This window comes from Streptomyces sp. NPDC049970 (assembly GCF_040660235.1).
Lineage (GTDB): Bacteria > Actinomycetota > Actinomycetes > Streptomycetales > Streptomycetaceae > Streptomyces.
Map to the genome: position 1 here is coordinate 55,310 of NZ_JBFALP010000005.1, position 14,765 is coordinate 70,074.

13 protein-coding genes and 1 tRNA gene are annotated in these 14,765 nt (G+C 70.3%); 6 read left to right on the forward strand and 8 right to left on the reverse strand.

The window, feature by feature from the left end:
* Positions 1 to 40 precede the first annotated feature (40 nt).
* Entirely contained in the window at positions 41 to 289 is a 249-nt protein-coding gene (locus AB0I83_RS11445; RefSeq protein WP_356532438.1) for a VOC family protein, read from the reverse strand.
* Here AB0I83_RS11445 and AB0I83_RS11450 point away from each other — a divergent pair.
* Positions 280 to 366 (forward strand) — tRNA-Thr (locus AB0I83_RS11450). The genes AB0I83_RS11445 and AB0I83_RS11450 overlap by 10 nt on opposite strands.
* A gap of 176 nt (positions 367 to 542) precedes the next feature.
* Here AB0I83_RS11450 and folE read toward each other — a convergent pair.
* The 6 genes from folE to dacB all read right to left on the reverse strand — a co-directional run bounded on the left by folE (position 543) and on the right by dacB (position 8,180).
* Positions 543 to 1,148 carry a GTP cyclohydrolase I FolE gene (gene folE, locus AB0I83_RS11455; RefSeq protein WP_356532436.1) on the reverse strand — a complete coding sequence of 202 codons (606 nt, stop codon included), beginning with the start codon at positions 1,146 to 1,148 and terminating at the stop codon, positions 543 to 545.
* Positions 1,149 to 1,332: 184 nt separating this feature from the next.
* Entirely contained in the window at positions 1,333 to 3,381 is a 2,049-nt protein-coding gene (ftsH, locus tag AB0I83_RS11460; protein ID WP_356532434.1) for an ATP-dependent zinc metalloprotease FtsH, read from the reverse strand.
* 219 nt (positions 3,382 to 3,600) lie between these two features.
* Entirely contained in the window at positions 3,601 to 4,140 is a 540-nt protein-coding gene (gene hpt, locus AB0I83_RS11465; RefSeq protein ID WP_355764611.1) for a hypoxanthine phosphoribosyltransferase, read from the reverse strand.
* A 97-nt stretch (positions 4,141 to 4,237) separates the two neighbouring features.
* The gene (gene tilS / locus AB0I83_RS11470) at positions 4,238 to 5,311 is read right to left on the reverse strand and encodes a tRNA lysidine(34) synthetase TilS (RefSeq protein ID WP_356532432.1); all 1,074 of its coding nucleotides are present in this window, start codon (positions 5,309 to 5,311) and stop codon (positions 4,238 to 4,240) included.
* A gap of 193 nt (positions 5,312 to 5,504) precedes the next feature.
* Positions 5,505 to 6,650, reverse strand: a complete 1,146-nt coding sequence (locus tag AB0I83_RS11475; RefSeq protein ID WP_356532430.1) for a zinc-dependent metalloprotease — start codon at positions 6,648 to 6,650, stop codon at positions 5,505 to 5,507.
* 48 nt (positions 6,651 to 6,698) lie between these two features.
* A complete protein-coding gene (gene dacB / locus AB0I83_RS11480) occupies positions 6,699 to 8,180 on the reverse strand; it encodes a D-alanyl-D-alanine carboxypeptidase/D-alanyl-D-alanine-endopeptidase (RefSeq protein ID WP_356841969.1) in 1,482 nt (493 codons plus the stop codon).
* Positions 8,181 to 8,266: 86 nt separating this feature from the next.
* On the opposite strand from dacB, the gene AB0I83_RS11485 reads away from it, so the two are divergent.
* Together AB0I83_RS11485 and AB0I83_RS11490 are read left to right on the forward strand one after the other, a co-directional pair.
* A complete protein-coding gene (locus AB0I83_RS11485) occupies positions 8,267 to 8,761 on the forward strand; it encodes an inorganic diphosphatase (RefSeq protein ID WP_185302784.1) in 495 nt (164 codons plus the stop codon).
* Positions 8,762 to 8,963: 202 nt separating this feature from the next.
* Positions 8,964 to 10,676, forward strand: coding sequence for a threonine/serine exporter family protein (locus tag AB0I83_RS11490; RefSeq protein ID WP_363304420.1), 1,713 nt, complete (start codon positions 8,964 to 8,966; stop codon positions 10,674 to 10,676).
* Between the two features lie 68 nt (positions 10,677 to 10,744).
* On the opposite strand, the gene AB0I83_RS11495 is transcribed toward AB0I83_RS11490, so the two are convergent.
* On the reverse strand, positions 10,745 to 12,121 hold the full coding sequence (locus AB0I83_RS11495) for a VTT domain-containing protein (protein WP_363304421.1): 1,377 nt from the start codon (positions 12,119 to 12,121) through the stop codon (positions 10,745 to 10,747).
* Between the two features lie 149 nt (positions 12,122 to 12,270).
* On the opposite strand from AB0I83_RS11495, the gene AB0I83_RS11500 reads away from it, so the two are divergent.
* Genes AB0I83_RS11500 through AB0I83_RS11510 form a run of 3 tightly spaced genes read left to right on the forward strand, consistent with a single transcriptional unit; the run spans position 12,271 to position 14,752 of the window.
* Positions 12,271 to 12,636 carry a YbjQ family protein gene (locus AB0I83_RS11500; RefSeq protein WP_356532423.1) on the forward strand — a complete coding sequence of 122 codons (366 nt, stop codon included), beginning with the start codon at positions 12,271 to 12,273 and terminating at the stop codon, positions 12,634 to 12,636.
* Positions 12,637 to 12,688: 52 nt separating this feature from the next.
* The gene (wrbA, locus tag AB0I83_RS11505; RefSeq protein WP_356532422.1) at positions 12,689 to 13,312 is read left to right on the forward strand and encodes an NAD(P)H:quinone oxidoreductase; all 624 of its coding nucleotides are present in this window, start codon (positions 12,689 to 12,691) and stop codon (positions 13,310 to 13,312) included.
* A 15-nt stretch (positions 13,313 to 13,327) separates the two neighbouring features.
* Positions 13,328 to 14,752, forward strand: coding sequence for a glutamate decarboxylase (locus tag AB0I83_RS11510; protein WP_356532420.1), 1,425 nt, complete (start codon positions 13,328 to 13,330; stop codon positions 14,750 to 14,752).
* Positions 14,753 to 14,765: the final 13 nt, after the last annotated feature.

A 14,765-nucleotide genomic window follows, 5' to 3' on the forward strand; every position in this document is an offset into this window, starting at 1 on the left:
GACCGGCCGGCACCGCGGGGACCTGTCCCCAGCGGAACCGTCAGTCAGCCACCGGGTTCTCGATCAGGGTGACCCGGTTCCCGTCGGGGTCGTGGACGGCTGCGAACCGCACCCCACGCGCACCCGGCTGCGTCTCACCGGCCGTGATCCCCCGGCCACCGAGCTCCGCCAGCGTCCTGTCCAGATCGTCCACCACCAGATTCACCAGGGCCCCACCCGCCTGTTCGGGCGAACGGAAGACCTGGAGCCAGGCGTCCGGGGAGATGTGCCAGTCGGCCAGCCCGTCCATCGGCCTGGTGTCGGCAGGTCGGCCGAACAACCGCTCGTACCAGGCCACCGCGGGTTCGAACGCCGTTACGGGCGCCACGGCGAGCACGTGAGTGAATGACATGGGAGATCCTCTCGGAGTGGATCCGGCCCTGCGGCCGGCTTCCACCACTGCTGACTCTCCCCGCCCCGCGAACTCATCGCCGCACCGTCCCGACGCACCCGCCCCCGCGTCACGCGGTCAGCCGGCAACCCGAGTCAGCGCGCCCCGCGTGTCATCGCGCCATGATGAGGCTCATCGCCTCGGCGCGCGTGGCCGGATCCCGCAGCTGGCCCCGGACGGCCGAGGTGATCGTCTTGGCCCCGGGCTTGCGGATGCCGCGCATCGACATGCACATGTGCTCGCACTCCACGACCACGATGACCCCGCGCGGCTCCAGGATCGCCATGAGGGACTCGGCGATCTGGGTGGTGAGCCGCTCCTGGACCTGGGGCCGCCGGGCGTAGACGTCGACCAGACGGGCCAGCTTGGACAGTCCCGTGATCTTGCCGCTGGTCGCCGGGATGTAGCCGACGTGCGCGACACCGCGGAACGGCACCAGGTGGTGCTCGCAGGTACTGAACACCTCGATGTCCTTGACCAGCACCATCTCGTCGTGGCCGAGGTCGAAGGTGGTCGTCAGGACGTCCTCGGGCTCCTGGTGGAGGCCCGCGAATATCTCCTTGTACGCACGTGCCACCCGGCCCGGGGTCTCGCGCAGCCCCTCGCGGTCCGGGTCCTCCCCGACCGCGATGAGGAGCTCCCGTACGGCGGACTCGGCCCGCTTCTCGTCGAATACGCCGATCGGACCCTGCCCGTCGAGCGTCACCGGGTCGGTCATCTGTGCCTCGTTCCTCTGTGCAGTCACATGCGCGGGCCCGCCCTGACACACGGACTACGGCAGCCACAGCGCGGGCCGTACGAAAAAGCCGCGCCCCCACAGGCTAGAACCTGGGGGGCGCGGCTTCCATTCCGGGCCTGGTGGAGCCCCCGTGACAGGGGCCACACCCGATCGGGCAGGAGGGCTAGCTCTCGGGGCGGTCCTCGGGGAGCGCCTCGGTGGACGGGCCGTTGCCCTTCGACATGTCCGTCGGAGCGATCTCCGGTGTGGCGGACCCGTTGGCGCTGCCGTTGGTCAGGGCCAGCTCCTTGGGAGAGAGCACCGGCGGACGCGTCGACGGGGCACGCAGGGAGGAACCGGTCCACGCCGGGCGGGCCGGACGCTTCACGATCGGGGCGAAGATCTCCGCGATCTGGTCCTTGCCGAGCGTCTCCTTCTCGAGAAGCTCGAGGACCAGGGCGTCGAGGATGTCGCGATTCTCGACGAGGATCTCCCACGCGTCGTTGTGCGCGGTCTCGATGAGCTTCTTGACCTCCTCGTCGACGAGCGCCGCGACCTCTTCCGAGTAGTCGCGCTGGTGGCCCATCTCCCGGCCCACGAAGGGCTCGGTGTTGTCGCCGCCGAACTTGATCGCGCCCAGACGCTCCGTCATGCCGTACTGCGTGACCATCGCGCGGGCCGTTGCCGTGGCCTTCTCGATGTCGTTCGCAGCGCCGGTCGTCGGGTCGTGGAAGACCAGCTCCTCGGCCGCGCGCCCGCCCAGCATGTACGCCAGCTGGTCGAGCATCTCGTTGCGCGTCGTGGAGTACTTGTCCTCCTCCGGGAGCACCATCGTGTAACCGAGGGCGCGTCCGCGGGAGAGGATCGTGATCTTGTGGACCGGGTCCGACTGGGGTGAGGCCGCCGCGACCAGGGCGTGTCCGCCCTCGTGGTACGCGGTGATCTTCTTTTCCTTCTCGGACATGATCCGGGTCCGCTTCTGCGGACCCGCCACGACTCGGTCGATGGCCTCGTCGAGCATGTGGTTGTCGATCAGCTTCTTGTTGCTGCGCGCCGTGAGGAGCGCGGCTTCGTTCAGCACGTTCGACAGGTCGGCACCCGTGAAGCCGGGCGTACGCCGTGCGACCGCGTTGAGGTCGACGTCCTCCGCGACCGGCTTGCCCTTCTGGTGCACCTTGAGGATCTCGAGGCGGCCCTGCATGTCCGGCCGGTCGACGGCGATCTGCCGGTCGAAGCGTCCGGGACGCAGCAGCGCCGGGTCCAGGATGTCCGGCCGGTTCGTGGCGGCGATCAGGATCACGCCGCCCTTCACGTCGAAGCCGTCCATCTCGACGAGCAGCTGGTTGAGCGTCTGCTCGCGCTCGTCGTGACCGCCGCCCATGCCGGCACCGCGGTGCCGGCCGACGGCGTCGATCTCGTCGACGAAGACGATCGCCGGAGCGTTCGCCTTGGCCTGCTCGAAGAGGTCACGGACACGGGAGGCGCCGACACCGACGAACATCTCGACGAAGTCGGAACCGGAGATCGAGTAGAACGGCACACCCGCCTCGCCCGCGACCGCGCGAGCGAGCAGCGTCTTACCCGTGCCGGGCGGCCCGTACAGCAGGACGCCCTTGGGGATCTTGGCGCCGACGGCCTGGAACTTCGCCGGCTCCTGGAGGAATTCCTTGATCTCGTAGAGTTCCTCGACGGCCTCGTCCGAGCCCGCCACGTCGGCGAACGTCGTCTTGGGCGTGTCCTTGGTGATCAGCTTGGCCTTGGACTTGCCGAACTGCATGACCTTGGAACCGCCACCCTGCATCTGGTTCATCAGAAACAGGAAGACGACCACGATCAGGACGAAGGGCAGCAGGGAGAGAAGGATCGAGACGAACGGGGACTGCTTCGACGGCGAGACGGTGTAACCCTTCTCGATGTCACCGCTCTCGAACTTCTTCTGCAGCGTGTCGGCAAGCTCGACACCCTGGTTGCCGATGTAGCTCGCCTGGAACTTGCTGCCGGACTCGCCCTTGAGCTTTTCCTTGTCCTTCAGCTCGATCTTCAGGATTTGTTCGTCACCGGTGGTCAGCTTGGCCTGCTCCACCTGGTTCTTGCTGATCGCCTGGATCACCTTGCCGGTGTCCACCGTCTTGTAGCCGCCGGACGAGCCGACGACCTGCATCAGCACGACCACGGCGAGGACGGCCAGCACGATCCACATGACCGGCCCACGGAAGTATCGCTTCACGTCCATCCATACGGAGCGAAGTCGCCCCGTCCCTCCTGCCCGTAGGTAAATGCTGCTGTGAGAAAAGACTGTTCTTCGGACCGTACCCCAGCATTGTCACCCGTGACCGCAGGGGACGTCCGACAAACCCGTCTTCGAAGGCTCCAACGGCCCGAACGCCGCAAGGGTTCCCGGGAGTCCGGCCCGGTTGGGCCGGGCGCGGCCGGTGCGGGCGGGGCGGACTCCTCAGCCTCCGTAGACGTGCGGGGCGAGCGTACCGACGAAGGGGAGGTTGCGGTACTTCTCCGCGTAGTCCAGGCCGTAGCCGACGACGAACTCGTTGGGGATGTCGAAGCCGACCCACTTCACGTCGATCGCGACCTTCGCCGCGTCCGGCTTGCGGAGAAGGGTGCAGACCTCCAGGCTCGCCGGTTCGCGCGAGCCGAGGTTGGTCAGCAGCCAGGACAGCGTCAGACCGGAGTCGATGATGTCCTCGACGATCAGGACGTGCTTGCCCTTGATGTCGGTGTCGAGGTCCTTGAGGATCCGTACGACGCCGGAGGACTGGGTGCCGGCGCCGTACGACGAGACGGCCATCCAGTCCATGGTGACGGGGGTGGACAGTGCGCGGGCCAGGTCCGCCATGACCATCACCGCGCCCTTGAGCACGCCGACGATGAGCAGGTCCCTGCCCGCGTACTCCGCGTCGATCTTCGCCGCAAGCTCGACGAGCTTCGCGTCGATCTCTTCCTTGGTGAGGAGCACCGACTGAAGGTCGGTGCCCATGTCCTTCTCGTTCACCCGCGTCTCTTTCTCTGCCTGCCGGTCCGGACTGTTCCCCGGGCCGGACCGGCGTCTCGCCTGCACTTCAGCCGCTTGCGCTTCAGCTCTGCCGAATCACCAGTCTGCCACCCTGCCGTCGCACCTCGACGCGGCCGGGCAGGTTGATGCCGCCCTGGCCGCGCCAGCCGGTGATCAGCCGGTCGACTTCCTCGATGTGACGGGCGAAGAGCGAGCCCGCGGGGGACCCGGCGTCGATCACGGCACGGCGCAGGACACGGCGGCGTACCGCGGGCGGCAGGACCGAGAGCTTGGAGCACTCCAGCCGCCCGGCGTCGTCACGGACCGAGCCGGCCGCCTCCGCCGCCCAGGTGTCGAGGGCGTCGGCGTCGTCACGGGAGAGCTGGGCCGTACGGGCGAGCGCCTCCACCACTCCCTTGCCCAGCGCCTTCTCCAGGGCGGGCAGGCCCTCGTGGCGCAGCCGGGAACGGGTGTAGGCGGGGTCGATGTTGTGGGGGTCGTCCCAGACGGGGATCGACTGGACCAGACAGGCCTTGCGGGCGGTCTGCCGGTCGAGCTGGAGGAAGGGGCGGCGGTAGCGGCCGGCGGGGCCGGAGGCCGCGGCCATCCCGGATAGCGAGCGGATGCCCGACCCGCGGGCCAGGCCCAGCAGCACGGTCTCGGCCTGGTCGTCACGGGTGTGCCCGAGGAGGACGGCGGCGGCGCCGTGGCGCTCCGCGGCGGCGTCCAGTGCGGCGTAGCGGGCGTCACGGGCGGCCGCCTCCGGCCCGCCGTCGTGGCCCACCCGTACGGCGACGGCCTCGACCGGGTCGAGGTGCATCTCGGCGAGCCGGGCGACGACCTCGTCGGCGCGGAGGTCCGAGCCCGGCTGGAGGTTGTGGTCGACGGTGATGCCACCGGCGCGAACCGGTAGCTTGCGCGACTCGAACGCGAGGGCCGAGGCGAGGGCCATGGAGTCGGCGCCCCCGGAGCATGCGACGAGCACCAGCGGGGTATCGGGTCGTTCGGGAAGGGCGGAACGCCGCCCGCCCGTCCCGGCTTCGGCGAGTTCGGCGTGGCCGGCCTGTTCGGTGTGCCGGTTGTGTTCGGTGACGACGTCGTGGAGTACGCGGCGGACCGCCAGGCGTATCGCCGCGACCGCAGGATGGGGACCCATGTCCGGTGCCCTTCGGGTGAGGTTTGGGGGGGCGCCTCCGAGCGTGGCCGGGACAAGGTCCCGCCGTCACTCAGAGTGCGTCGATGGTGACAGAGCCAAGCTGTTCATCGAGCATTGCACGCCTTCCCATGCCCCCATGGTCCCTCGGATGGGTGATAGGAGGGTCAATCTCCTGCAACACGAGGGGCCGTGGTCACGAGTCCGCCCTGCGGTGCACCCGGGCCACCCAGTCCGCGGGCGCGGCGATCTCGGCCTTGGTGGGGAGGGTGTTGGGCGACGTCCACACCCGGTTGAAGCCGTCCATACCGACCTCCTCCACCACGGCCCGCACGAACTTCTCGCCGTCGCGGTACTGCCGCAGTTTCGCGTCCAGCCCCAGGAGCTTGCGCAGCGCCAGGTCGAGCCTGCTCGCACCGCGCGCCCTGCGCTGCTGGAACTTCTCCCTGATCTCGGCGACGGAGGACACCACGTCGGGGCCGACCCCGTCCATGACGAAGTCCGCGTGTCCTTCGAGCAGGGACATCACGGCGGTGAGCCGGCCCAGGATCTCCCGCTGGGAAGGCGTCTGGACGAGTTCGACGAGGCTGCGCCCGCCGTCGTCGCCCTCCTCGCCACGCTCGCCCTCGGGGCGGCTGCCACCGGAGAAGGTCTGCACCGCCTCCCGGAGGCGTTCGAGCACGGTCATCGGGTCGACGTCGGTCTCTTCGAGGAACGACTGGATCTCGCCCTGCAGATGGTCACGGAGCCACGGGACCCCGGTGAACTGGGTGCGGTGCGTCTCCTCGTGGAGGGCCACCCAGAGCCTGAAGTCGTGCGGGTCGACCTCGAGTTCGCGTTCGACGTGGACGATGTTCGGGGCGACGAGCAGGAGCCGGCCACCGCCCTTGGAGGAGGCGGGGAACTCCCGGGTGGCGGGGGCGAACGTCTCGTACTGGCCGAGGACGCGGGAGGCGAGGAAGGACAGCAGCATGCCCAGTTCGACGCCTGTCACCTTGCCGCCGACCGCGCCGAGCACGGCTCCGCCGGGGCCGCCGCCGCGCCGTTCCTGCATCTTGCCCAGCAGCGGGCGCAGCAGTTCGCGGAAGCCCGCGACGTTCGCCCTGATCCAGCCGGCCCGGTCGACGACCAGGACCGGGGTGTCCTCCGGCTCGTGCCCCTCCGGGATCATCCGGGTGAACGAACGGACGTGTTCCTCCGAGGCCTTGGCATGCCGGCGGAGCTCGGCGACCACGGCCCTGGCCTCCTCACGGCTGATCTCGGGACCCGGCCGTACGAACCTGGTCGCGGTCGCGACTGCGAGATTCCAGTCGACCATCTCGGCACCACCGATGCTCGTCATGCGTCAACCGTACGTGAGGTGGGCGCTCCGTGGTGGGGTGTCAGCCGCTCACCGGGTGCCTTCGGCGAGTGTGGTGGCAAGAGCGTCCAGAGAGGCCTGCGCGCCGCCCGGGGACGTGGTGCCCGAGGCGAGGAAGGCGAAGGTGAGCAGTCGTCCACCCGCGTCCACCACGGTTCCGGCGAGACTGTTCACGCCGGTGAGCGTGCCCGTCTTGGCCCTGATGAGCCCCGTGCCCGCGGACCGCGCGGTGTACCGGTCGCCGAGGGTGCCGCTGAAACCGGCGACCGGGAGGCCGGTGAGGACCGGGCGCAGCTCCGGGTGGTCCGGATCTGCGGCGAGCGCGAGCAGCTCGGCCAGGAGGCCCGCCGTCACCTTGTCGGCGCGGTCGAGGCCGCTGCCGTCCGCCAGGTCCGCGCCGCCCAGCGGCAGCCCGAGCGCCTTCAGCCGGGCGGTGACGGCGCGGCGGCTCCCGGCGAAGGAGGCGGGCTCACCGGCCTTCAGCGCGGTCTGCCTGGCCAGCGCCTCGGCGATGTCGTTGTCGCTGTTCGTCAGGGCACGCTCGACGATGGCGGAGAGCGGCTTCGACAGGTGCGTGGCCACCGTCCTGGACCCGGCCGCCACCCGTGCGGACGCGGGCTCCGAGCGGGTGTCGACACCCGCGTCGTCGAGCAGGCCGGCGAAGGTGCGCGCGGCGTCCCCGGCCGGGTCGTCGGTGCGGGGCGCCGGCCCCCGGTCGCTGCCGTCGAGACGGCCCTCACCGGCCATGAGCGCGCTGACGGGGGAGATGTTCTCGTTGGGGCCGATGGGGTGCAGTGCGGGCCCCGAGTACAGCGAGGTGTCGTACGTCAGCTCGACCGGCCCGGTGCCGGCGTCCCGCAGCGAGCGCGCGGTGTCGGCGGCCAGGGCGCGCAGGGCCGTCCCGTCGAGCGTGGGGTCGCCGCCGCCGACGAGGGTGAGCGTCCGGGAGTCCGGTGACAGGCGGACCGTCGTGGCGATGCGGTGGCGCGGTCCGAGCGCCGAGAGCGCGGCGGCTGTCGTGGCGATCTTCACCGTGGACGCGGGGGTCATCGGGGTCCCGGCCCCGCGGGCGTAGAGCTGCTTGCCCGTCGCCGCGTCCACGACCACCGCGGTGCGCACGGTGCCGAGCTCCGGCGCGTCCAACAGAGGCGTGAGCACGGCCTCCAGGCCCTTCGCACCCGTCGGGGTGAGGCCTGCGGTGTCCCCCAGGGCGCCCAGTACGGCGGGGGCGCTGGGCGCCGGTTCCGGCCCGTCGGGCGCCGTCCCCTGGTGATGTGCGCCACCTGAGTGCTGCCGGACGGCCGCCCGGTCCCGCTCGGCCTTACGCTGACCGGAGTCCCAGGGACCGGAGGCCAGGACGGCACCGGCGGCGACCACCAGGCCGAGCACCGCGGAGCCTGCCACCAGCCGGCGGTTCCCCGACCCGATCACGTGTCCCAGGTACTGCGGGGCTTTCCACCTGCCCCACCTGCTCAACGGTTCCTCCGTCGGTTTGCGCACCGGCTCGGCCACCGTTGACCAGCCCCTTTCGCGAGCACTCGTCTGCGTGAGGGACACTTAACCATCAGTCGTATGTGTTGATCATGGAGGAGCCACCCGTGGAGTTCGACGTCGTTATCGAGATCCCGAAGGGTTCGCGGAACAAGTACGAGGTGGACCACGAGACCGGGCGGATCCGTCTGGACCGTCGACTCTTCACCTCGACCAGCTACCCGGCGGACTACGGTTACGTCGAGAACACCCTCGGCGAGGACGGCGACCCGCTGGACGCGCTGGTCATCCTCGAGGAGCCGACGTTCCCCGGCTGCCTCATCAAGTGCCGTGCCATCGGCATGTTCCGGATGACCGACGAGGCCGGCGGCGACGACAAGCTGCTGTGCGTCCCGGCGTCCGACCCCCGGGTCGAGCACCTGCGCGACATCCACCACGTCTCCGAGTTCGACCGCCTGGAGATCCAGCACTTCTTCGAGGTCTACAAGGACCTGGAGCCCGGCAAGTCCGTCGAGGGCGCCGACTGGGTCGGCCGCACCGAGGCCGAGGCCGAGATCGAGGCCTCCTACAAGCGCCTCGAGGCGCAGGGCGGCGCGCACTGACGTGATCCTTCCGGTTCCGCTCAGCGGCGGGACGGTGCGGATCACGGCACCCGGGGCCTGTCGGCCCCACTGATCACGAGACCAACGGGCGGCGCACCTTCACCGGTGCGCCGCCCGTTGTGCGTGACGGCCCATGTCCATGCCCATACTGGGCAGAAGCGCTCCCAGGGCGGGCGGTCGAGAAGGAACGAGGTCGAGAGCAGTGGCGGAACAGGGCGGTCCCGAGGACCAGAAGCCCCAGTCCGACGAGGCACGCAGTGCCTTCGTCCCGCCGCCCGGTACGGGGCATTCGACGGCTGCGCACGAAGACGACCACCCCACATCGGAATTCGCCCTTCCGGCTGGGTTGCACCCGGATCCGTCGGCGTCCTCGGCATCGGGCCAGGGTTCCGCTTCCGGGGCGGGGAGCGGTTCGGGATCCGACACGCTGTCGTCCGCGTTCGTACCGCCGAGCGGGTACAACGCACAGCAGCAGCCGCCCGCCTTCACTCCCGCGCACGGCATCCCGATGTTCCGGCTGACCAAGGAAGCCCCCTGGCAGGACCGGATGCGCACGATGCTGCGGATGCCCGTGACCGAGCGTCCGGCACCCGAGACGGTGCAGCGGACCGATGACTCGGGTCCCGCCGTACCGCGCGTGCTCGACCTGACGCTGCGTATCGGCGAACTGCTGCTGGCCGGTGGCGAGGGGGCCGAGGACGTCGAGGCGGCCATGTTCGCTGTGACGCGTTCGTACGGGCTCGACCGCTCCGAGCCGACGGTCACCTTCACGCTGCTGTCCATCTCGTACCAGCCGTCGCTGGTAGACGACCCCATCACGGCCAGCCGCACCGTACGCCGCCGCGGCACCGACTACACCCGGCTGGCGGCCGTGTTCCGGCTGATCGACGACATCACCTCGGCGGAACACGTCGAGGTCTCGCTGGAGGAGGCCTACCGGCGCCTGGCGGAGATCCGCCGTAACCGGCACCCGTATCCCGGCTGGGCCCTGACGGCCGCCGCCGGTCTGCTCGCGGGCTCGGCATCGGTGCTGGTCGGCGGTGGCGTGCTGGTCTTCATCGTGGCGGCGGCGGGCGCGATGCTCGGCGACCGGCTGGCCTGGCTGTGCGCCGGGCGCGGGCTGCCCGAGTTCTACCAGTTCATGGTCGCGGCCATGCCTCCGGCCGCGATGGGCATCGCACTGACCCTCACCCACTCGACGGATGTGCGGCCGTCGGCGGTGATCACCGGTGGGCTCTTCGCGCTGCTGCCCGGACGGGCCCTGGTCGCCGGGGTGCAGGACGGCCTGACCGGCTACTACATCACCGCGGGAGCCCGGCTCCTGGAGGTCATGTACTTCTTCATCGGCATCGTGGGTGGCGTCCTGCTGATGCTCTACCTGGGGGTCCAGCTCGGCGCGGAGCTCAACCCCGAGGCCCGGTTCATCGCCAACGACAGGCCGGTGCTCCAGATCCTGGCCTCGATGGCCCTGACCCTGGCCTTCGCGATCCTGCTCCAACAGGACCGCTCCACGGTGTTCGCGGTGACCCTCAACGGAGGCGTGGCCTGGATCATCTTCGGGGCGATGGCCCGCGAGGGCCGCATCTCACCGGTGGCGGCGACGGCGGTGGCGGCCGGCCTGGTGGGGCTGTTCGGCCAGCTGTTCTCGCGCTACCGCTACACCTCGTCGCTGCCCTACATCACGGCCGCGATCGGCCCGCTGCTGCCCGGTTCGGCGACCTACTTCGGCCTGCTGGGCATCGCGCAGAACGAGGTGGACACCGGGCTCACCTCACTCTTCACCGCTGTCGCCACGGCCCTGGCGATCGCCATCGGGGTCAACCTGGGAAGTGAGATCTCCCGGCTGTTCATGCGTGTGCCGGGGACGGTCGAGGGTGCGCCGCGCCGGGCGGCCAAGCGGACCCGGGGCTTCTGACCCGCACACGAACGGCGCCCCGCTCCCACACGGTCTCGTGGGAGCGGGGCGCCGTCAGGTGTTCCGGGTCAGCGCCGGTCCTGCCAGCCGTACTGTTCGGGGCCACCGTCCTGGTCGTCCCCGCGGCCACCGCCACCGGGACGCTGCTCACCGCGGTGACGGCCGTCCTGGCCACGGTTGTACGGATCGGCCTGGCCACCGGTGCCGTACGGGACGGGGCCGGCCTGGCCCGTGCCGTACCCGCCGTCGCCGTAGCCGTACGAACCGTTCTCGTACGGAGCCGCCTGGCCGCCGCCGTACCGGCCCTGGTCCTGGCCCGTGCCGTACTGCCCCTGCCCGTACTGGCCCTGCTGCTGCCCCTGCCCGTACTGGCCCTGCTGGCCGCCGCCGTACTGGCCGTTGCCGCCGTACGGGGAGGCCTGAGCGCCGTACTGGTTCTGCTGATCCGCGCCATACTGGCCCTGCCCGTACGGAGATGCCTGTCCCGCGCCGTACTGGCCCTGCTGCGGCCCGTACTGGTCCTGCTGACCGCCGTACGGGGCGGCCTGGCCGCCGTACTGGCCCGCCTGCCCGGCGTCGTACTGCCCGTTGCCGTACGGGGTGGCCTGGCCGCCGCCGTACGGGGCCGTGCGGCCCGCGTCGTACCTGTCGTCCGTCCGGCCGCCGTCGTACGCGCCGGCCTGCGGGCCACCGCCGTACGGGCCGTTCCGGCCGTCGTCGTAGGGCCCGGCGTCCGGGCCGTGGCCGTCGTCGCCGTACGGGCCGGCGTCCGGGCCCTCGCCCGAGGGGCCATGGCCCTCCCGCTGCTGCGCGGCGGCCTCCTTCCTGGACCTGCCTCGGGCCCGGAGGAACTCGATCGCGATCGGCACCACGGAGATCAGAACGATCAGGATGAGGATCATCTCGATGTTCTCGTGCACGAAGTCGATCTTGCCGAGGGCCGCGCCGAGCACCGTCACGCCGACGCCCCAGAGGATGCCGCCGATGATGTTGTACGTGATGAACGAGCGGTAGTTCATCCGGCTGACACCGGCGATGATCGGCGTGAACGTCCGGACGACGGGCACGAAGCGGGCCAGCACCAGCGACTTCGGTCCGTACTTCTCGAAGAAGTCGTGCGCCTTCTCGACGTTCTCCTGCTTGAAGAGACGGGAGTCCGGGCGCCTGAAGAGCGACGGTCCCACCTTCCGGCCGAAGAGGTAGCCCACCTGGTCGCCGACGATGGCCGCCAGCGCGACAAGCACGCAGACCAGCCACAGCGGGTACTTCAGATCGCCCGTGGTGACCAGGAGACCGGTGGTGAACAGCAGGGAGTCACCGGGCAGGAAGAACCCGATCAGCAGTCCGGACTCGGCGAACACGATGAGCAGGAGGCCGGGCAGCCCGAAGGTGTTGAGCAGGTAATCCGGGTCCAGCCAGCTCGGGCCGAGCGCAAGCGTATTCAAGGGTCCGGGCTCCAGGGTTGGTCGGTGTGCGCGGCTGCGTGGCCGCCCCAAGCTATCAACGCTGCGGCGGACGCCTGGGTTCCACTGGCGTAAGCGAGGATGCGCACGGCGCGAACCGGGGCAAAGCTTTCCGCAGGAGGTGCCACGTCATGGGCATTGAGGAATTCGGCGGCGGACAGACACCCCAGGCGGACGTCCTGGTCGTCACGACGAACGACGTACCCGGCCATCAGGTGACCGAGGTCATCGGTGAGGTGTTCGGGCTCACGGTCCGCTCACGCCACCTCGGCAGCCAGATCGGTGCGGGGCTGAAGTCGATGATCGGCGGCGAGCTGAAGGGGCTGACGAAGACCCTCGTGGAGACCCGCAACCAGGCGATGGAGCGCCTCGTCGACCAGGCGAGGGCACGCGGCGCCAACGCGGTGCTGATGATGCGGTTCGACGTGAGCGAGGCGGCGGACGTGGGCACCGAGGTCTGCGCCTACGGAACAGCCGCCGTGATCAGCAGGTCCTGACCGCGCCCCTCCCCACCGCGGTACGCCAACGCCCCTTATCGGAGGTTCCCGCATGCCCACGTCCGTCAACGTCGCCGTCGTCTACTACTCCGCCACCGGCACGATCTCCACCATCGCCCGGGCCCTCGCCAAGGACGCCGAGAACGCCGGCGCCCAGGTGAGGCTGCGCAAGACCGCCGAGCTCGCCCCGCAGGCGGCCATCGACTCGAATCCGGCCTGGGCCGCCCACGCGACGGCGACCGCCGACGTTCCCGAGGTGTCGCCGGACGACATGGTCTGGGCGGACGCGGTGATCTTCGGTACGCCGACCAGGTACGGCAACGTCGCCGCCCAGCTCAAGCAGTTCCTGGACACGCTGGGCGGCCTCTGGCAGGCGGGCCGGCTCGCGGACAAGGTCTACAGCGGCTTCACGGCCAGCAGCACCGCCCACGGCGGCCAGGAGTCGACCCTGCTCGCGCTGTACAACACGATCCACCACTTCGGCGGCATCCTGGTCCCTCCCGGCTACACCGACCCGTCGAAGTTCGTCGACGGCAATCCGTACGGCACCTCGCACGTCTCCGGGCAGGGCGACATCCCCGTCGGGGAGCAGACCCTGACCGCCGCCCGCGTCCAGGCCGAGCGCGTCGTGAAGTTCGCCCGGGCCGTCAAGGCCGGACTCGCGGCAGAGAACTGAGGAGACGACCCACCGATGCCACTCCACCAGGGTTCGCACGACAGGGCGACACCGTCCGACGAGCACCGCAGACTGGCCCTCAACCCGTTCTTCGGGGAGGCCGACCCGACCGCGGAGATGGTGGCGGCACCCCCGACGCACCGGCTCCCGGACGGTCCGCTGCCCCCACTGACCGCCTACCGGCTCGTCCATGACGAGCTGATGCTCGACGGGAACTCCCGGCTCAACCTCGCCACGTTCGTCACCACCTGGATGGAGCCCCAGGCCGGTGTGCTGATGAGCGAGTGCCGCGACAAGAACATGATCGACAAGGACGAGTACCCGCGCACCGCGGAGCTGGAGCGGCGCTGTGTGGCGATGCTCGCCGACCTGTGGAACGCCCCCGACCCGGCGACCGCCGTGGGGTGCTCGACCACGGGTTCCAGCGAGGCCTGCATGCTGGCGGGGATGGCGCTCAAACGGCGCTGGTCCGCCAGGAACGCCGACCGCTATCCGGGCTCCGCGCGGCCCAACCTGGTCATGGGCGTCAACGTGCAGGTCTGCTGGGAGAAGTTCTGTACGTTCTGGGAGGTCGAGGCCCGCCAGGTCCCGATGGACGGTGAGCGCTTCCACCTGGACCCGCAGGCCGCCGCCGAACTGTGCGACGAGAACACCATCGGCGTGGTCGGGATCCTCGGCTCGACCTTCGACGGCTCCTACGAGCCGATCGCCGAGCTGTGCGCCGCGCTGGACGGCCTCCAGGAACGCACCGGACTCGACATCCCGGTCCACGTGGACGGTGCGTCCGGGGCGATGGTGGCCCCGTTCCTCGACGAGGACCTGGTGTGGGACTTCCGGCTTCCCCGGGTGTCCTCCATCAACACCTCGGGGCACAAGTACGGCCTGGTCTACCCGGGCGTGGGCTGGGCGCTGTGGCGTTCACCCGCCGAGCTGCCGGAGGAGCTGGTCTTCCGGGTCAACTACCTCGGCGGTGACATGCCGACCTTCGCGCTCAACTTCTCCCGGCCGGGGGCGCAGGTGGTGGCCCAGTACTACACGTTCCTCCGACTGGGCCGGGAGGGCTACCGCGCGGTCCAGCAGGCCTCCCGTGACATCGCGCGAAGACTGGCCGCGGGGTTCGAGGAGCTGGGGGACTTCCGGCTCCTGACCCGGGGCGACGACCTTCCGGTGTTCGCCGCGACGACCGGGCCGGGGGTCAAGGCGTACGACGTCTTCGACGTGTCCAGGCGGCTGCGCGAGCGCGGCTGGCTGGTGCCCGCGTACACCTTCCCGGCCAACCGCCAGGACCTGTCGGTGCTGCGCGTGGTCTGCCGCAACGGCTTCTCCTCCGATCTGGCGGAGCTGCTGCTGGACGACCTGCGGTCGCTCCTGCCGGAGCTGCGCGCTCAGCCGCATCCGCTGCACCGGGACAAGTCGGCCCAGACGGCCTTCCACCACTGATCCGCCCCGCTGC